The organism is Pseudomonas sp. RL_15y_Pfl2_60 (assembly GCF_963970595.1).
Classification (GTDB): Bacteria; Pseudomonadota; Gammaproteobacteria; order Pseudomonadales; family Pseudomonadaceae; genus Aquipseudomonas.
Genome location: NZ_CAXAOE010000001.1, coordinates 729,254 through 747,992, shown reverse-complemented (window position 1 = coordinate 747,992; position 18,739 = coordinate 729,254). Strand labels below are relative to the sequence as shown.

Annotated in this window: 15 protein-coding genes and 1 pseudogene; 7 read left to right on the top strand and 9 right to left on the bottom strand. The window is 56.9% G+C overall.

Features of this window, described 5'->3' with window-relative positions; translation table 11 throughout:
* Positions 1 to 16 precede the first annotated feature (16 nt).
* Positions 17 to 1,036: pseudogene (locus AACY26_RS21320) on the bottom strand (HAMP domain-containing protein); the annotation flags it as partial.
* A 175-nt stretch (positions 1,037 to 1,211) separates the two neighbouring features.
* Between AACY26_RS21320 and AACY26_RS03505 the strand changes: the two are divergent.
* Complete coding sequence (locus tag AACY26_RS03505) at positions 1,212 to 2,720, top strand: helicase HerA-like domain-containing protein (RefSeq protein ID WP_339511016.1); 1,509 nt, start codon at positions 1,212 to 1,214, stop codon at positions 2,718 to 2,720.
* Positions 2,721 to 2,779: 59 nt separating this feature from the next.
* On the opposite strand, the gene AACY26_RS03500 is transcribed toward AACY26_RS03505, so the two are convergent.
* Positions 2,780 to 2,983 carry a hypothetical protein gene (locus tag AACY26_RS03500; RefSeq protein WP_010486464.1) on the bottom strand — a complete coding sequence of 68 codons (204 nt, stop codon included), beginning with the start codon at positions 2,981 to 2,983 and terminating at the stop codon, positions 2,780 to 2,782.
* 569 nt (positions 2,984 to 3,552) lie between these two features.
* Between AACY26_RS03500 and AACY26_RS03495 the strand changes: the two genes are divergently transcribed.
* Positions 3,553 to 3,897 (top strand): YciI family protein, encoded by a 345-nt coding sequence (locus tag AACY26_RS03495; protein ID WP_339511014.1) that lies wholly within the window; start codon positions 3,553 to 3,555, stop codon positions 3,895 to 3,897.
* A 97-nt stretch (positions 3,898 to 3,994) separates the two neighbouring features.
* On the opposite strand, the gene AACY26_RS03490 is transcribed toward AACY26_RS03495, so the two are convergent.
* A complete protein-coding gene (locus tag AACY26_RS03490; RefSeq protein ID WP_339511012.1) occupies positions 3,995 to 4,555 on the bottom strand; it encodes a tetratricopeptide repeat protein in 561 nt (186 codons plus the stop codon).
* Between the two features lie 292 nt (positions 4,556 to 4,847).
* Between AACY26_RS03490 and AACY26_RS03485 the strand changes: the two genes are divergently transcribed.
* The 5 genes from AACY26_RS03485 to dsbG all read left to right on the top strand — a co-directional run bounded on the left by AACY26_RS03485 (position 4,848) and on the right by dsbG (position 9,746).
* Entirely contained in the window at positions 4,848 to 6,137 is a 1,290-nt protein-coding gene (locus AACY26_RS03485) for an NAD(P)/FAD-dependent oxidoreductase (protein WP_339511010.1), read from the top strand.
* Between the two features lie 48 nt (positions 6,138 to 6,185).
* On the top strand, positions 6,186 to 6,755 hold the full coding sequence (locus tag AACY26_RS03480; protein WP_339511008.1) for a helix-turn-helix domain-containing protein: 570 nt from the start codon (positions 6,186 to 6,188) through the stop codon (positions 6,753 to 6,755).
* Between the two features lie 123 nt (positions 6,756 to 6,878).
* Positions 6,879 to 8,009 (top strand): M14 family metallopeptidase, encoded by a 1,131-nt coding sequence (locus AACY26_RS03475; protein WP_339511006.1) that lies wholly within the window; start codon positions 6,879 to 6,881, stop codon positions 8,007 to 8,009.
* 154 nt (positions 8,010 to 8,163) lie between these two features.
* Positions 8,164 to 8,979 (top strand): TlpA disulfide reductase family protein, encoded by an 816-nt coding sequence (locus AACY26_RS03470; protein ID WP_339511004.1) that lies wholly within the window; start codon positions 8,164 to 8,166, stop codon positions 8,977 to 8,979.
* Positions 8,980 to 8,987: 8 nt separating this feature from the next.
* Positions 8,988 to 9,746 (top strand): thiol:disulfide interchange protein DsbG, encoded by a 759-nt coding sequence (gene dsbG / locus AACY26_RS03465; RefSeq protein ID WP_445261263.1) that lies wholly within the window; start codon positions 8,988 to 8,990, stop codon positions 9,744 to 9,746.
* A gap of 48 nt (positions 9,747 to 9,794) precedes the next feature.
* Here the strand turns inward: dsbG and gcvT are convergent, their stop codons facing one another.
* The 6 genes from gcvT to gcvH all read right to left on the bottom strand — a co-directional run bounded on the left by gcvT (position 9,795) and on the right by gcvH (position 18,643).
* The gene (gene gcvT / locus AACY26_RS03460; RefSeq protein WP_339511000.1) at positions 9,795 to 10,919 is read right to left on the bottom strand and encodes a glycine cleavage system aminomethyltransferase GcvT; all 1,125 of its coding nucleotides are present in this window, start codon (positions 10,917 to 10,919) and stop codon (positions 9,795 to 9,797) included.
* 55 nt (positions 10,920 to 10,974) lie between these two features.
* Positions 10,975 to 12,351 carry an L-serine ammonia-lyase gene (locus AACY26_RS03455; protein ID WP_339510998.1) on the bottom strand — a complete coding sequence of 459 codons (1,377 nt, stop codon included), beginning with the start codon at positions 12,349 to 12,351 and terminating at the stop codon, positions 10,975 to 10,977.
* Positions 12,352 to 12,449: 98 nt separating this feature from the next.
* Positions 12,450 to 13,703, bottom strand: a complete 1,254-nt coding sequence (gene glyA / locus AACY26_RS03450) for a serine hydroxymethyltransferase (protein ID WP_339510996.1) — start codon at positions 13,701 to 13,703, stop codon at positions 12,450 to 12,452.
* Between the two features lie 53 nt (positions 13,704 to 13,756).
* The gene (locus tag AACY26_RS03445) at positions 13,757 to 15,133 is read right to left on the bottom strand and encodes an alanine/glycine:cation symporter family protein (protein ID WP_339510994.1); all 1,377 of its coding nucleotides are present in this window, start codon (positions 15,131 to 15,133) and stop codon (positions 13,757 to 13,759) included.
* 261 nt (positions 15,134 to 15,394) lie between these two features.
* A complete protein-coding gene (gcvP, locus tag AACY26_RS03440; protein ID WP_339510992.1) occupies positions 15,395 to 18,250 on the bottom strand; it encodes an aminomethyl-transferring glycine dehydrogenase in 2,856 nt (951 codons plus the stop codon).
* A 9-nt stretch (positions 18,251 to 18,259) separates the two neighbouring features.
* Positions 18,260 to 18,643: a glycine cleavage system protein GcvH gene (gcvH, locus tag AACY26_RS03435; protein WP_010486486.1), complete on the bottom strand. Its 384-nt coding sequence runs from the start codon at positions 18,641 to 18,643 to the stop codon at positions 18,260 to 18,262.
* Between the last annotated feature and the right edge of the window lie 96 nt (positions 18,644 to 18,739).

Genomic DNA, 18,739 nt, shown 5'->3' with positions numbered 1-18,739 from the left:
AGGTGTGAATCCGCTCAACGAACTGATTGAACGACTTGGCCATCTCACCGAACTCATCGTGGCTGGTTATGGCCAGGCGTTGAGTCAGGTCTCCTTCACCCATGGCGATGTCCCGCATCGCTTTGCCCATTGTATGCAGTGGCTGCATAAGCATCCGCATCAAGACGCTCAGCAACAGCATGATCAGTACCACTGCAATGACTGTTGCAATAATGGCCGAGGTGCGGAATTCACTGAGCATCGAATAGGCTTTGTCCTTATCGATTGACAGGCCCAGGTACCAGTTAACCGACGGCAAGCCCTTTACCGGGGCGAAACTGATGATGCGCGTGCTGCCATTGATTTCTACCTCACTGATCGTGCTGCTGATGGTTGGGGCATTGCCTGCGTAGACATCCTTGAGTGACTTCATCACCAAGGACTTGTCTGGGTGGACCAGAATTTGGCCCGACGAGCTGACTAAAAATGCGTAGCCCATACCTCCAAAATCCAGCGAATTGATGGTCTCGACCAGGGTTTTCATGCTCAAGTCGCCGCCAACCACGCCAGCATTAGGTGCTGGCGTCGCAATGGTGATGATCAGGCCACCTGTTGCTGCGTCCACATAAGGTTCGGTCAGCGTGGTGCCGGCAGTTGCCAGCGCTTCTTTGTACCAGGGTCGGGTGCGCGGGTCATAGTCATCTGGCATTTTGTCATCGGGGCGCATGGCAAAGCTGCCATCGGTGCCGCCCAGGTAAGTAAAATCGAAAGTTGAGGTCAGGGCTTTCTGTTCAAGCAGGCTGACAACCGCGGCATTGTCCGGGTTGTTCGATATTGACTGGGCAACGCTCTCAACCAACAAAATCCGGCCAGATAACCAGTTTTGGATGTTGCTGGCGGTTATGTCACCCATTTCATGCAGGTAACTTTCAAGGTCTTGTCGAATGGCGTTGCGTTGCAGGTAATCGTTGTACAGTGTGAAAATTGAGAAGGCTGCAACTACAACTAATACAGCGGCAAGCAGTATCTTGTGACTGAATTTTAAATTTGTGTTCATACACGCTTGCGCCCCTGGGGTACTGAAGTCAGTCTTTGAGAAGGATATATACGGCGTCGCAAACTAGCGGCCTTAGGGAACCAGCGAAAAACTACTGCGCTACATTTTTCAACGGCACCACTGTCCGATATGTCGGCAAGTGGGCCCAGAAGCTTTAATCCAGAGGACGGTAAATATGGCTGTAGCAAAGCAAATAATCCTAGGCGCTGACCTTGAGGGGCAAGCGGTCGGCCAATCCTTGCGTCTGGCCAACCGCCACGGCTTGATTGCAGGCGCAACTGGCACCGGGAAAACAGTGACGCTGCAGCGTTTGATTGAAAGTTTTAGCGATGCCGGAGTCGCGGTGTTTGCTGCGGATGTAAAAGGCGATCTATGCGGTGTCGGCGCTCAGGGCAATCCTCAAGGCAAGATTGCCGAGCGCATTGCCAGCATGCCCTGGCTTAATCATGTGCCCAAGGCGTACCCGGTTTCTCTCTGGGATATCAACGGTGAAAGTGGTCACCCGCTGCGTACCACCTTGAGCGAGATGGGGCCTTTGCTTCTCAGTTCACTGTTGGAGCTAAGCGACAGCCAGCAAGCGGCGCTTTATGCCGCGTTTAAAGTGGCGGATCGAGAAGGTTTGTTGTTGCTCGACCTCAAAGACCTGAAAGCCTTGCTCGGACATCTAAAAGATCATCCCGAGGTACTGGGTGAAGACGGCGCCTTGTTTACCAAAACATCAGGCCAGGCCCTGCTGCGCCGCCTTTCCAGCCTTGAGCAGCAAGGTGCTGAGGCCTTGTTTGGTGAGCCGGCCTTGCAGCTTGAGGATATTCTTCAGCCAGATCCCAATGGCCAGGGCCGTGTGCATTTGCTCGACGCCAGTCGCTTGGTGCATGAGGCGCCAAAAGTCTATGCCACCTTCCTGCTGTGGTTGCTGGCCGAACTCTTTGAGCAATTGCCTGAGCGTGGCGATGCCGATAAGCCAGTGTTGGCGTTATTTTTCGATGAAGCGCATCTGTTGTTCGCCGATACACCCAAAGCCTTGCAGGAGCGCCTGGAGCAAGTGGTGCGCCTGATTCGCTCCAAAGGCGTCGGGGTGTACTTTGTCACGCAATCACCGAGTGACTTACCCGATGATGTGCTGGCGCAACTGGGTTTGCGCATTCAGCACGGGCTGCGCGCATTCACTGCGAAAGAACAGAAGTCGCTGCGTGCTGTCGCTGAAGGTTTTCGCCCTAATCCTGCGTTCGACACGCTCAGCGTGCTCACCGAGCTTGGTATTGGCGAGGCGCTGGTCAGCACCATGGAAGAGAAGGGCACCCCAGGCATGGTGCGCCGCGTATCAATCGCTCCGCCACAGTCGCGTGTTGGGCCATTGACCGAGGCCGAGCGCAGCACCTTGATCAAGCAATCGCCGCTCGCCGGACGGTATGACAAGCCTATCGACCGCGAGTCCGCTTATGAATTGCTGACTGCGCGAGCGGCCGCCGCCGAGGTTGCGCAAGAGGCGCAGGCACCTGCTAAAACCACAGGCAAAAGCAAGGCAACCAAGGAAGATGAAAGCTTTGCAGATATGGCCACGGATATGCTGGGCGGCTTTGCCAGCCAGGCCATGAAAACGGCCGTACGCCAAGCCGCTAACCAGTTCGGCAGGCAGTTGGTACGTGGTTTGATGGGGTCGTTGTTAGGCAGTAAAAAGCGCTGAAAATCCGACGTTGAGTCAGCCAGATGGAGGTTCAATAGCTCTGTCTGGCAGTCGATGACTCAAGGTCCGGTTTTTTCTTCCAGCTCTTTTTCGATTTTCTGTATCTCTTTATCAAAAGCTTGATCAAGAAGAGAGGCTCTTTTGCGCCAAGGCTTGCGTTCTGGTTCCGGCTGAGCAGCGTAGGTGAGTACTTCTCCGCCGTAGACATCCTTGTAACGCTGCGCCTGGCGCTCAAGTTCGGCGCGCAGTTCGTCTTTGGTCACGTTAAATTCCAAGGTCTGAGTTATGTGCTGAAGTGACAACGCGAGCGGGTTGGGCTCGTTGTTACGGTCACTATTAATGTGAAAGCGTACTGTCAGTTTTCAAGTGACTATAAAACGCGTTGACTGGACGGTTTTAAATACAGCCAATGAAAAAACGCTTACTTACTGGGTGTAGGCGCCGACTTTCACTGTCGGTCTAAGGCAATTATCGCGATCAGTTGAAAAATGTCCAGCCTTTGTACCGCTTCGTTCTGTATTCAGCCCGTCATTTGTTGCCTCGTTAATTGGTAATGGGTGACTGTTGGTTTCAGTCGGGAGCCCGGCATGCGCTATGTATGACTCGCCGGAGGTTGAAAGATTACAGATAGGCAGCCAGCCATTAAGCAAAATTGAGCGATGTGTATTTTTTTTGAATTTTTTAATTATCGACTTGGCCTCTCTAACTCAAGGGTTTCAAGCGGCCGGGGAGGCGAGGCCAGGGTTAAATAAATCAGGCTATGTCGAATGCTAATATGCTCAAACGACTAGATCATAAGCATCACCTACACAACGCCGCGAAGGAGACAGTGATGAAGTATTTATGCCTGGTTTACAGCAATGAACAACAATTACACACTTCGCCAGACAGCCCCAAAGACGAGGAATGTTGGGCCTATGCCGAAGCCGTACAACGCAGTGGCCGGATGATAGCTGCCGAAGCCCTGCAGCCGGTGCACAGTGCAACGACCGTACGCAAGCGTGGTGGCCAACTCTCAATCACCGATGGCCCATTTGCCGAAACCAAGGAGCAGTTGGCCGGGTTCTACTTGATTGATGCACGTGATTTAAATGAAGCGATTCAATTGGCCGGTGATATTCCAGCGGCGCGCGTGGGCTCTGTGGAAGTTCGTCCGGTCAGGCAGTTGGATGTTTAACTCATTAAATGAGTGCTGGCGTTGTTTGCGCCACTAAAAGCCTCTTGCGCGGAGAGGCCTTTAGTCGAGATTGGCAAAACTTCTAACGCGCTGTTACTCAAGGCGTTTGCAGTTTCTTCAATGCTTCGCAGCTGACCGCGTAGTTGGCTTTGCAGGCTGCGCTGTATAGAGCCTTGGCCTGGTTGGGGTCGCGGGCTACACCGTGTTCGCCGGTGAAGTAAAGGTTGCCGAGAATATGCTGGGCCATTGGGTTGCCGCCCGCTGCTGACTGGTTCAAATACTTGAGCATGGCATCGCGATTGGCAAAGGAGGCGTCATCGCGGCCGGTGTAGAGGTAGGCCAGGCTAACGGCTGCCATGGAGTGTCCCTTGTCGGCGGCTTTTTTCCACCAGGATTCAGCTTGCTTGAGATCCTTGACTGGGCGGCCGACGAAGTAGGCGCTGCCAAGCTTGAACTGACTCTCCACGTCGCCGCTTTCGGCAGCTTTACGTAATTGATCAAACTCAGGGTTGGCAGTTTGTTCCTGGGTGGTTTCTGGCGACGTGGCAGGCGCTGTTGTGTCAGTGCTCGTATCTTTGCTGGCGCAACCGCCGAGAAAAAGCAGGGTAAACAGTACGGCTGGCAGAGTTGGGCGCGCCAGTAGATTGGTTTTGATCATAGTTGATTCCTGGTTTGACGAGAGCATGGTGCAAAAGGCGGCATGATTAACGAGCTTCTGCGAAAGTGAATGATTCAGAGGTTCACCAAGTGTTGGTGCAGGCCTGCGCAAATGTCGAGTGCTGATGTTTAATCCGTTTTCCCGGCAGTTTCCACAGTTCCGTCCCTCATGCGGCTACAAGAAAGACAACAACTCTGTGAATAAGTTGGCAAAGCCATGCGCTTCTTGGTGAAATGAAATTTGTGTAGTAAATTTTCATGAAATTTTAGATTGAATATTTCATGAGGCAGCTATGTTCAAGCAGTCCGCCCAGCATGTTCCCAGTTATTACGCAGCCACCTATCCCGAGCCTTTGCAGTTAAGGCCCAGGCTCGACGAGTCGCTCAGCACTGATGTGTTGATCATTGGTGGTGGCTTTAGCGGCCTGCATTGTGCCCTGCGGTTGTTACAGGCTGGCAAGCGCGTGGTGGTTCTGGAGGCCAGTCGTTTGGCGTGGGCAGCATCGGGACGTAATGGCGGCCAGGCCTTACTCGGTTGGTCCTGCGATATGCCACCGTTCGAAGCGGCGCTCGGTTTGAGTGGTGCGCAGCAATTGTGGCGCAGCATGCAATGGGCCGCTGATGAAATACGTGAATTACCTAGGCGTCATGGTTTTGATATCGATTATCGTCCGGGCAGCCTCTACACCGCTGTGCTGGAACGGCGCGTGGCCCAGTTGCAAGACGCCGAGCGCGAGGCGCATGACAAATGGGGCTCGCCGGGTGTGCGCTTTGTTGCCGGCGATGAGTTACGCGACTGGATAGGCAGCGATCGCTATAAGGCGGCGCTCTATGACCCACAGGGCGCGCACATCAACCCGTTGAAGCTGGCTCAAGGCCTGGCTGCTGCGATTGAACAACTGGGCGGGCAGATCTTCGAACAGAGTCAGGTGCTGGATTATCGCCAGGCGGCTGAACAATACATCGCCCGGACGGATCAGGCAGAGGTCCGCGCTGATGTGCTGATTCTTGCCTGCAACGCCTACATCGACAGGTTGGACCCCGCGTTGAGCCGACGCATTCTGCCGGTGGGTTCCTATCAAGTCGCAACCGCGCCCTTGGCAGCTGAACTTGCGCAAACTTTGTTGCCAAAAAACAGCTGTGTGATTGATAACCAGTTTGTCCCTGATTACTTCCGTTTAACCCCTGATAACCGACTGTTATTCGGCGGCGGCTGCACCTATCTCGGTGGTATTCCCAAGGACGTCGCGGCGGCTACGCGGCCTTATCTTGAGCGGGTCTTTCCTCAATTACAGGGTGTTGGGCTGGAGTACGCCTGGGGCGGGCATATCGATTGCACCATGAAGCGAACTCCGGATATTGGTTGCGAAGGGCAGCGCTACTGGTTGCAGGGCTTTTCGGGGCATGGCGTGCTCCCTACACTGGCTGGTGCACGGGCGGTGACCGATGCGATTCTGGGCAACACTGAGCTGCTGACGCTTTATCAAGCGCTGCATAACCCGGTGTTCCCCGGTGGCTCCCGTCTTGCCGCGCCCATAGAGGCACTTGGCAAAGCCTGGTACCGCCTGCGCGATGCGCTGTAATTTTGCAGGTTTATAAGTGATTCGATTAAGTCGCTTCAAGGAGCTGATATGGATATGCAAGATGAGGTCGAAGGACTGGCGATACTGATTCGCGACCTGCGCAAACACAAAAAGATAAGCCTTGAGGCGCTGGCTGAGCAGGTCGGTCGCTCGGTAGGTTTTCTGTCGCAAGTTGAGCGAGCAATCTCCAAGCCGACGGTGGCTGATCTCACCGCCATTTCAGAGGCGCTGGGTGTTTCTACCAGTTATTTCTATAACCTCAGTAAGCCGCGTGAAGTTGGCTGGGTAACCCGCCCTGATGAGCGTCGGACCCTGTATTACGCTGGCGGGATTACCGATGTGCTGGTTTCGCCAAGTATGTCGGCGGGTTTCTCGATGCTGGAAAGTCATTTGGCGCCCGGTGCGACAAGCGGCGAAGATCACTTGGATGACAGCTCCGAGCAAGGCGGTTTTGTGCTTGAGGGGGAACTGACCATTTGGCTTGGGGACGCTGGCAATGATCAGGCAAATCCAGTGACCTTGCGTGCCAACGATGGTTTCCAACTGCCGCCACACAGCCAGTTTCGTTATGCCAACCTCAGCCAGCACCCGACACGGGTACTTTGGGTTTTCAAGTGATCGCCTCCAGTGGTGCATTGCATGCGCCCACGGCAATTATTTTGTCGCTATTGGCGTTTGCAAGTCGGGTTAGACCTGCGATCCTTTTAAGGAACTTTTGAATTAAACCTGTTTGAGGTGCATATGCAGATCAGTTGTGATTTCGACAGTGGCAATATTGAGGTTATTGATGCCAGTAATCCTCAACGGGTCTTGCTGGCGATACGGCCTGATCTGCGCAGCCATCACTTCCAGTGGTTTCACTTCAAGGTGGACGGTCTGACACCGGGCAAGCCGGTTGGATTCAGCCTGACAAATGCCCACAACTCTGCCTACAGTCACGCCTGGACCGGGTACGATACCGCAGCGTCATATGATCAGAAAAAATGGTTCAGGGTGCCGAGCCGCTTTCAGGATGGCGCGCTGGATTTTGAGTTGGCCCCGCACCAGACGCAGATCTGGTTTGCCTATTTCGAACCCTACAGCCGCGCTCGCCATGATCAGCTGATTGCCAGCGCAGTTGCCGATGCGGGCGCACAGCTCTTCGCCACGGGCAAGAGTATTGAAGGGCGCGATATCCAGTTGTTGAAAGTCAGCCGCAACCCCAATGCACAGCGCAAGATCTGGATCATCGCCCAGCAGCATCCGGGTGAACACATGGCTGAGTGGTATATGGAGGGTGTGATCGAGCGCCTGAAAAACCGCGATGACGCACAGCTCAATCATTTACTCGAGCATGCCGATTTGTACCTAGTGCCGAATATGAACCCTGACGGCGCTTACCGTGGGCATTTGCGCACCAATGCGGCCGGCCAGGACCTTAACCGCGCATGGCAATCAGCAACCGAAGCGCAAAGCCCCGAGGTGTATTTCGTCCAACAGCAGATGCGCAAGATTGGCGTCGATCTGTTTTTGGATATTCACGGCGATGAAGAAATCCCCCACGTGTTTACCGCCGGTTGTGAGGGCAATCCGGGGTATAGCCCACGGCTGGAACAGCTTGAGAATGATTTTCGCAGCCGCCTGGTTGCCAGTGGCGCTGAGTTCCAGACGCGCTTCGGTTATCCGCGCAGTGAGCCGGGTAAAGCCAATACTTCGCTGGCGTGTAACTCGGTTGGTATGGAGTTCGACTGCCTGGCGTTTACCATCGAGATGCCATTCAAGGATCACAATGACACGCCGTGCCCGCGCACCGGCTGGAATGGTCAGCGTTCGGCGCAGTTGGGCAAAGATGTGCTCAGCGTGATTGCTGATATGGTCGAGCAGCTGCGCTGAGTCGTCTGCGTTGCAACTCTGGCTACGGTGCTCCACTGAACATGGCTTGTAACGCTTGCGGGTTTGGCTGTACTGAACTCTTTATTAAATGGACAGGTCGCAGTTGTCTGCCTGAGTAATCCAGCTCAGGCACAGCTCATCTCAAGGATTGCGGATGCTTAGCGTTAACCTTGGGCCGTTGAATATGTCAGCGGCCCATTTGCTGTTATTAACCAGCCTGTTCGTGGCCACGCTGGTTGGCTGGTGGGTTGGGCGTAACGCCAAGAGCAATCCAGAAAACCGTCTGTTCCTGATGTTCCTGGTTGGCGTGCTGGGCGCACGGGTTGCCTTTGTCGCAGGCTATTTTGAGCATTTCCAGAATGATTTATGGCAAGTGATCGACCTGCGCGATGGCGGTTTTATCGCATGGCCCGGTGTGTTGCTTGCACTGGGGTTGGGCCTGTATTGGTTGGTCAAGGAGCCGCCGATGCGCCGTCCGCTTGGGATCGCATTGGTTACCGGGTTGTTAGTCTGGGGCTCAGGCACGGCGATGATGCGCGCTCTGGAGCAGGGCACCCGTCTCCCCGAAGTGGCCCTGGCCACGCTGGATGGCCAAGGAGTCAACCTCAGCGATTATGTAGGCAAGCCTTTAGTGGTCAATCTTTGGGCAACCTGGTGTCCGCCGTGTCGGCGAGAGATGCCGGTGCTGGCTGCGGCGCAAGCGCGCCATACTGATGTGACCTTCCTGTTCGTCAATCAAGGTGAGGGGCAGGACGAAATCAGTCGATTCCTGCAGGCAGGCAAACTCACTATGGACAACGTATTAATTGATAGTGGTGCGCAGCTCGGGCCACTCGTCGGTTCACGCGCATTACCGACCACGGTGTTTTATGACGCCCAAGGCCGCCAGATTGGCAGCCACCTCGGCGAGCTGTCTGATGCCAGCCTGTCGCAAGTACTAGAACTGTTTAAAAAGGATGGTAAACAATGAGTAGGTTCATGCTTAAACCCTCACGCTGGCTGGCACTGGCGTTATTCAGCGCAGGTGCTGTGGGCATCCATGCCGAAGAATGGCCAGCGCCGATCAAGGCCGTGGAGGCGCGCGGTGCTGAAATTGTCGGCCGCTTTGATGCCCCCGGGGGTATGCAGGGTTTTGCCGCCAAATACAATGGCCAAGCCATGGCGCTGTATCTGATGCCGGATGGTAAACACGTGCTGCTTGGCACATTGCTCGATGAGCAGGGAGCTGATCTCAGCGAAGCGCCGCTGGAAAAGCTGGTTTACCAGCCGATGGCCAAGGAAATGTGGGCGCGCATGGAGAAGAGCCACTGGGTGGCGGACGGTAAAGCCGATGCGCCTCAGGTGGTCTATGTGTTCAGCGATCCCAACTGCCCGTACTGCACATTGTTCTGGAAGCAGTCGCGACCTTGGGTTGAGTCCGGAAAGGTGCAACTGCGCCATATCATGGTCGGCATCATCCGTGACGACAGCGAAGGCAAGGCTGCTGCAATACTTACGGCCAAGTCGCCAGAGAAAACCCTTAACGAACATGAGGCAGCGGGACGTTCAAGCTCGCTTGCAGCATTAAAAACCATTCCGGCCGACACTCAAAAACAACTCGACAGCAACTTGGCGCTGATGAGCGAGTTGGGTTCTCAGGCGACTCCGGCGATTTTCTATCTGGATAAAGATGGGCGAATGCAGCAGCAACAAGGTGCGCCGCGCCCAGATGCCTTAAAAGCGATCATGGGCGAGTAGGGAGGTCGGGCGGACAACGCTTTTTTGTCCGCCCTTGCTGCCAGTCGATCAGCCGCGGTAGTAGCGTTGTTCTACGAAAGGCGTCTTGGCCACTTTCATCGGCACGCGCTTGCTACGTACGATTGCCCAGACATCGCTGCCAGCCGGCACATGACTGGCCTGAACGTAGCCCATGGCAACCGGTGCGCCCAGGGTTGGACCGAAACCGCCGCTGGTGACCGAACCAATGATATTGCCGTCGGCATCGACGATTTCAGCGCCCTCACGCACCGGAACGCGCTCTTGCGGCAACAGGCCCACGCGCTTGCTGGCAACGCCGGCTTGCTGTTGGGCGAAGATCTGTTCAGCGCCTGGGAAGCCGCCAGCACGGGCGCCATCGGCACGACGTGGCTTGGACATGGCCCAGAGCAAGCTGGCTTCGATTGGCGTGGTGCTGGTGCTCATGTCATGGCCATACAAGCACAGACCAGCTTCCAGGCGCAGTGAGTCGCGGGCGCCAAGGCCAATAGCTTCGACTTCTGGCTCAGCCAGCAGGCTACGGGCCAGGGTTTCAGCGCTCTCGTTCGGCACTGAAATTTCGTAGCCATCTTCGCCGGTATAACCCGAACGGCTCACGTAGCAATCAACACCGAGCAGGCGAACCTGGGCGAATTGCATAAAGGTCATCTTCGCCACTTCTGGAGCGAGACGGCTCAGCACGTCAACGGCTTTGGGGCCTTGCAGGGCCAGCAGCGCGCGTGAATCAAACAGGCTTTCGATCTCGCACTGCTCGCCAATGTGCTTGCGCAGGTGTGCCAGATCCTGGTCTTTGCAGGCCGCGTTGACCACCAGGAACAGGGTGTCGTCGCCGAGGTTGGCGACCATCAGGTCGTCGAGGATGCCGCCGTTTTCATCGGTGAACATTGCATAGCGCTGCATGCCAACCGGCAGGTCGATGATGTCGACCGGCACCAGGGTCTCCAGCGCCTTGGCGGCATTGGCGCCGCGCAGCACCAACTGGCCCATGTGCGAGACATCAAACAAGCCAGCTTGGTCGCGAGTCTGCAAGTGTTCCTTCATGACGCCGAGCGGGTACTGTACCGGCATGTCATAGCCTGCGAATGGCACCATGCGTGCGCCCAGTTCAAGGTGCAGTGCGTGCAGCGGGGTTTTTGCGAGTGTTTCGGTAGTCATGCAGGTCTCCTTGGTATTCTGTTCGCTGCGCTCCTGTGCGGCACGCAGCGCCCAATCAGCATTCGATAATATTGACAGCCAGGCCGCCGCGAGCGGTTTCCTTGTACTTACTTTTCATGTCGGCGCCTGTCTGGCGCATGGTGCGGATTACTTTGTCCAGAGAGATAAAGTGCTGGCCGTCACCGCGCAAGGCCATGCGCACGGCATTGATGGCCTTGACCGAGCCCATTGCGTTGCGTTCGATGCAGGGTACCTGGACCAAGCCACCAACCGGGTCGCACGTCAGGCCGAGGTTGTGCTCCATGCCGATTTCAGCAGCGTTCTCGACTTGCTGCACGCTACCGCCTAGCACTTCACACAGGGCGCCCGCTGCCATTGAGCAGGCCACGCCTACTTCGCCCTGGCAGCCGACTTCGGCGCCGGAGATCGAGGCATTTTCCTTGTAGAGAATGCCTATAGCCGCAGCGGTCAGCAGAAAGCGCACCACGCCATCATCGTTGGCACCGCTGATAAAGCGAGTGTAGTAATGCAGCACCGCCGGAATGATGCCGGCCGCGCCGTTGGTGGGCGCTGTGACTACGCGCCCACCGCTGGCGTTTTCTTCATTGACTGCCAGCGCATAGAGGTTGACCCAGTCGAGCACGCTCAGCGCGTCACGCATGTTGGCTTCGGGGTTCTTGCACAGTTGGCGATACAAGGCAGCTGCGCGCCGTTTCACTTTCAGGCCACCGGGCATGATGCCTTCGTTGTTGCAGCCGGCCGTAACGCAATCTTGCATTACCTGCCAGATGTTGAGCAGGCGCTCACGGGTTTCAGCCTCCGGGCGCCAGGCCGCTTCATTGGCCAGCATCACCTGGCTGATCGACAGATTATGCTCGGCACAATGGGCCAGTAGCTGTTTGCCGGTGGTGAAGGGGTAGGCCAGTTGGGTTTGATCTTCAACGATGCGGTCGGCGCCTGCGGCTTCATCGTCCACCACAAAACCGCCGCCAACCGAGTAGTACTCGCGGCTGCGCACTTGCAGGCCGGCTTGATCAAAGGCGCGGAAGATCATGCCATTGGGATGGAACGCCAAGGGCTTGCGGATCATTGCAAGATGTTCTTTTTCGACAAAGCGAATGGTTTTTTCGCCCAGTAAATCCAGTTCGCCAGCGGCCCGAATCGCTTTGAGGCGCTGGTCAATGGTGCTGGTATCGACGCTGTCCGGTTGTTCGCCGAGCAGGCCGAGCAAGACTGCTTTGTCGCTGCCGTGGCCTTTGCCCGTCGCGCCTAGCGAGCCATAAAGTTCGACTTTAACCTGCTCGGTAGCTGCCAGCAGGTCATCGCGGCGCAACCCTTCGACAAAGCGTGCCGCCGCGCGCATCGGTCCAACCGTGTGCGAGCTGGAAGGGCCGATACCTATCTTGAACAAGTCAAAAACACTGAGTGACATATAACCTCGGTGGATTGCGCTGGTGGCGCAATCCGCATCAATAATTGCGTGTGAGGCTGGGTACGCCAGCCGCCTCGTGAGCGATTGGCGAGCCTTACCTATTCAGCGTAGACCGGGAAGGTCTTGCAGAACTCACTAACCTGACCACGTACACGTTCGATTACGGCTGGGTTGTCCAGTTCATCGAGAATGTCGCAGATCCAGCCAGCCAGCTCACGGCACTCGCCTTCCTTGAAGCCACGGGTGGTCACGGCCGGGGTGCCAATGCGAATCCCCGAGGTGACAAAAGGTGACTGCGGATCATTGGGTACCGCGTTTTTGTTGACGGTGATATGCGCAGCGCCCAAGGCCGCATCAGCCGCTTTGCCGGTCAGGCCTTGCTTGATCAGGCTGAGCAGGAACAGGTGATTATCGGTGCCGCCCGAAACCACTTCAAAGCCGCGACCGATAAACACTTCAGCCATGGCTTGGGCGTTTTTGATCACTTGCTGTTGATAAGCCTTGAAGCTCGGTTCCATGGCTTCTTTGAAGCACACCGCTTTACCGGCGATAACGTGCATCAGTGGGCCGCCCTGGCTACCAGGAAAGACTGCCGAGTTGAGTTTCTTCTCGATCGCCTCGTTGGCCTTGGCCATAATCAGGCCGCCACGTGGGCCGCGCAGGGTTTTGTGTGTGGTGGTGGTGACTACGTCCGCATACGGCAGCGGATTCGGATAAAGGCCTGCTGCAACCAGGCCGGCTACGTGGGCCATGTCGACAAAGAGGTAAGCGCCGACTTTGTCAGCGATTTCACGGAAGCGGGCGAAGTCCAGGGTGCGCGAGTATGCAGAGAACCCGGCAACGATCATCTTGGGTTTGTGCTCAAGGGCCAGGCGTTCGACTTCGGCGTAGTCAATCAGGCCTTGTTCGTCGATGCCGTACTGGATGGCGTTGTAGAGCTTGCCCGATGAACTCACTTTAGCGCCATGAGTCAGGTGGCCGCCGTGGGCCAGGCTCATGCCGAGAATGGTGTCACCGGCCTGCAGCAGCGCCAAGTACACCGCTGAGTTGGCCGACGAACCCGAGTGCGGCTGGACGTTGGCGTAATCGGCGCCGAACAGTTGCTTGGCGCGTTCAATCGCCAGGCTTTCGACGACATCAACATGTTCGCAGCCGCCGTAGTAACGCTTGCCCGGATAACCCTCGGCGTACTTGTTGGTCAGGCCGCTGCCCTGGGCTTCCATTACGGCTGGGCTGGTGTAGTTTTCCGAGGCGATCAGCTCGATGTGATCTTCCTGGCGGCGATCTTCTGCATTGAGAGCGCGGGCCAAGGCCGGATCGTATTCGTTCAGAGTCAGGCTTTTGTAGAACATTGCAGGTGTCCTTAAAGTCGGGCGCGAGCGTTTATCGCTCGCGCCATATTGAGTTAGCGCTGCAGCGATTCAACACTGCGTTTAACAATGTCGGGGTTGAAATGATCGCGGGTCAGCTTGACCACCACCGGGCTCAACAGCAGTAGCGAGAGCAGGTTGGGCAAGGCCATCAAGCCATTGAGGGTGTCGGCCAGCAGCCAGGCAAAGTCGAGCTGGGCAATGGCGCCGAACGGCACGGCCAGCACCCAGATGATGCGGAACGGCAAGATCGCTTTAGTCCCGACCATAAACTCCCAGCAACGCTCGCCAAAGTAGCTCCAGCCAAGAATAGTGGTGAAGGCAAATATCACCAGGGCAATACTCAGGAATGCGCCGCCGAAACCAGGCATTGCCGACTCAAAGGCTGATGCCGAAAGGGCTGCGCCACTGACGCCGCTGGTCCAGACGCCCGAGCAGATGATTGCCAGGCCGGTCATGGTGCAGATCACCAAGGTATCAATAAAGGTTCCGAGCATGCCGATCATGCCCGAGCGTACCGGGCTATTGGTGGTGCCCGCAGCTTGGGCGATACCGGCTGTACCGAGGCCCGCTTCGTTGGAGAAAATACCGCGCGCCACACCAAAGCGGATCGCCGCCATGACGGCCGCACCCGCAAAGCCACCGGTGGCGGCTGCAGGGCTGAAGGCATAGGTGAAGATCATGCTGAACGCATTGGGGATCTGGTCGGCAAACACCACCAGCACCGCGATTGAAGCGATGATGTAAGCGATGCACATAAAGGGAACAAGGGCAGCGGCAACCACACCGATACGCTTGATGCCGCCCAGGATAACCAGGCCGACAGCAACCATGCTGACAACGCCAGTCACCCACAGGGGAACATCGAAGGTGGTTTCAAGGGCGTGGGCCATGCTGTTGACCTGGACCATGTTGCCGATGCCAAAGCCTGCCAGTCCGCCGAAGATGGCGAACGCGGTGCCGAGCCACAGCCACTTTTTGCCCAGGCCATTTTTGATGGCGTACATCGGCCCGCCGACATGCTCGCCGCGCTCATCTTTCTCGCGGTAATGCACTGCAAGCACAACTTCGCAGTATTTAGTCGCCATGCCGACCAGCGCCGTGCACCACATCCAGAATAACGCGCCAGGCCCGCCAAGGAAGATCGCGGTCGCCACACCGGCAATGTTACCGGTGCCCACGGTTGCGGCCAGACAGGTCATCAGCGCCTGGAATGGGCTGATTTCACCGCTGGCTTCGTCGTCTTTCTTACGGCCCTTCCACATCAAGCTGAAGCCTGCGCCAATCTTGCTCAGCGGCATGAACTTCAGGCGCAGCATCAGGAACAAGCCTGTACCGAGAATCGCCACCAGCATCGGCGGGCCCCAGACAAGTCCGTTGATTGAGTTAACCAGAGTGTTGATAAATTCCATGGAACGCACCTTTTTGTTGTTGTTAGCGTCAGGGGTAGCCTGCGCTGGATAGGGGCTGTTAGCAGTGGTCTTGCGAGTGGAATCTGTTGCCTTTGTAAGGATTGCCGCTGTGTTTCGTTGCTGGACTGATAGCGCTCGGCATTCAGTTGTTGGTGCGGCCATCATGATTGATGACCGCCGCCCACCCGGAGCCAGAATCACGAACCGGGTTTGAATCAGTGCAAACGCCCGCAACTAGCGCGGGCGTTTGCCGGTGCTGCATCAGGCGTCCTGGTAGGCTTCGATAGACGGGCAGGCGCAGATCAGGTTGCGATCGCCAAACACGTTGTCGACACGGCCCACTGGTGGCCAGTACTTACCGTCGATAAGCGAGGCGACCGGGTAAACCGCCTGCTCACGGCTGTAGCTGTGCGTCCATTCACCGACCAGCTCAAGAGCGGTGTGCGGCGCGTTTTTCAGTGGATTGTTCTCTTTGTCGAGATCACCGCGTTCAACCGCGCGAATTTCGTCACGGATGGCAATCATCGCGTCGCAGAAGCGGTCCAGTTCTTCCTTGGATTCGCTTTCAGTCGGCTCGATCATCAAGGTGCCGGCAACCGGGAACGACATGGTCGGTGCGTGGAAACCGAAGTCGATCAGGCGCTTGGCCACATCATCAACGCTGATGCCGCTGGCGTCTTTGATCGGGCGAATATCGAGAATGCACTCGTGCGCAACCAGGCCGTTGGTGCCGCTGTAGAGCACTGGGTAGTGTTCTTCAAGGCGACGGGCAATGTAGTTGGCATTGAGAATTGCCAGTTGCGAGGCACGCTTGAGGCCTTCGCCACCCATCATGGTGATGTACATCCAGGTGATTGGCAGAATGCTCGCGCTGCCAAATGGTGCCGCGCTGACGGCACCTTCTTTGCGCGCCATGTTGGCGTGGCCCGGCAGGAACGGGATCAGGTGTTCCTTGACGCCGATTGGGCCAACACCTGGGCCACCACCGCCGTGCGGGATGCAGAAGGTTTTGTGCAGGTTGAGGTGCGAGACATCGCCGCCGAACTGGCCTGGGGCGCAGAGGCCGACCATGGCGTTCATGTTGGCGCCGTCGATGTACACCTGGCCGCCGTTGTCGTGAATGATCTGGGCGATCTCGCGGATGCCCTCTTCAAACACGCCGTGGGTCGAGGGGTAGGTGATCATCAGTGCCGCCAGGCGATCTTTGTGTTCAATAGCCTTGGCGCGCAGGTCTTCGATATCCACGTTGCCGCGAGCATCGCAAGCGGTAACTACGACGCGCATGCCAACCATGCTGGCGGTTGCCGGGTTGGTACCGTGGGCCGATTGCGGGATCAGGCAGATGTCGCGCTGATCGTCGCCACGGCTGATGTGATAGGCACGAATGGCCAGCAGGCCAGCGTACTCGCCTTGTGAACCGGCGTTAGGCTGCAGCGATACACCGTCATAACCGGTTGCGGCGCAGAGCATCGCTTCCAGTTCGTCGGTCAGTTGCTGGTAGCCTTGGCTTTGCTCGGCTGGTGCAAAGGGATGCAAGTTGCCGAATTCAGCCCAGGTCACCGGAATCATTTCGCTGGCGGCGTTGAGTTTCATGGTGCAGGAACCCAGCGGGATCATGCTGCGATCCAGCGCCAAGTCCTTGTCAGCCAGCTTGCGCAGGTAGCGCATCAGCTCGGTTTCAGAGTGGTAACGATTGAATACCGGGTGGCTGAGAATGGCTGATTGACGCAGCAATGCCTGTGGCAGGCGAGTAGCAACGGCCTTGGCCAGTTCACTGAAGCTTGGCAGGCTGTTGCCAGGCTCGGCGAAGACTTCCCACAGGCTTTCAACAGCGGCTTGATCAGTGGTTTCGTCGAACGAGACACCAACCCGCTGTGCATCAACCACGCGCAGGTTGATCGACAGCTCACGTGCCTGCTTGTGCAAGGCCGAGGTGCGTTCGCCAGTGGCAACTGTCAGGGTGTCGAAGAAGTTGTCCTGCTCGACTGCAAAGCCGAGCTTGGCCAGGCCTTGGGCAAAGATTGCGGTCATCTGGTGCACGCGCTTGGCGATGCGGGTCAGGCCTTGTGGACCGTGATAAACCGCGTACATGCTGGCGATGTTGGCCAGCAGGACTTGTGCGGTACAGATGTTGCTGGTGGCCTTTTCGCGGCGGATATGTTGCTCGCGGGTTTGCATGGCCAGACGCAGGGCTGGCTTGCCGAAACGGTCAACCGAGACACCGACCAGACGGCCAGGCATGTCACGCTTGAAAGCATCACGGGTGGCGAAATAGGCTGCGTGCGGGCCACCGAAACCTAGCGGCACACCGAAGCGTTGAGCGCTGCCCAAGGCAACGTCGGCACCGAACTCACCCGGCGGGGTCAGCAGCGTCAGGGCCAGCAGGTCGGCTGCAACCGCAACCAGTGCGTTGGCTGCGTGGAACCGCTCAACCAGTGCGCGGTAGTCAAAAATGTCGCCGTTGCTGGCTGGGTATTGCAGCAGGGCGCCGAAATAGGCGCTGGCGTCAGCGATTTCGGCTTCATCGCCAACCACAACCTCAATGCCCAGCGGCTCGGCACGGGTGCGCAGCACGTCGAGGGTTTGCGGGTGGCAATGCTTGGAGGCAAAGAAACTGTTGCTGGCCTTGTTCTTCGACAAGCGCTTACAGAAGGTCATTGCTTCGGCGGCAGCGGTGGCCTCGTCGAGCAAGGAAGCGTTGGCGATGGGCAGGCCAGAAAGATCGCTGACCAGGGTCTGGAAGTTGAGCAACGCTTCCAGGCGGCCTTGGGAAATTTCAGGCTGATAAGGGGTGTAGGCTGTGTACCAGGCTGGATTTTCCAGCAGGTTACGCAGAATCGGCGACGGCGTATGGGTGCCGTAATAGCCCTGACCAATAAAGGTCTTGAACTGCTGGTTCTTAGTGGCGATCGCCTTGATCTTGGCCAATGCAGCGGCTTCGCTCAGGCCCGGAGTCTGGCCCAGTACGCTGGTGCCCTTGATGCTCTCGGGGATAACGCTTGCGCTGAGTGCGTCGAGTGAATCAAAGCCAAGCTGTTGGAGCATGGCGTTGATGTCAGCGTCACGCGGGCCGATGTGGCGCGCGATAAATTCGTTTTCGGTCGTCAGGTCAGTCATCAGCTAGCCTCAGGCGTCAGCGTTAGCGTTTAGCAGGCGATCGTAAGCAGCCTGGTCGAGCAGATCATTGATGGCACTTGGGTTGGCAGGGCGGAAGCGGAAGAACCAGCCTTGGCCCAGCGGATCTTCGTTAACCAGCTCAGGGCTGGCTTCGAGGTCGGTATTGATTTCAACCACTTCGCCGTCCAGCGGCATGGTGATGTTGCTGGCGGCCTTAACCGACTCCAACACCGCGACTTCGGCTTCGGCGCTGTAGCTTTGCGCTTCCGGCAATTGCACGAATACCACGTCACCCAGTGCTTCTTGGGCAAAGGCAGTGATGCCAACGGTTACCAGGCCATCTTCTTCCAGACGCAGCCATTCGTGCTCGACGGTAAAACGCAATTCGCTCATGTGAACTCCTCAAGTGACAGTCTCGCCTGTTTCTGTTGCAGACGATGATTCAGGTGCCCGCCATAGCGGGCGTCTTGCGAAAACTGTCTGCAAAGT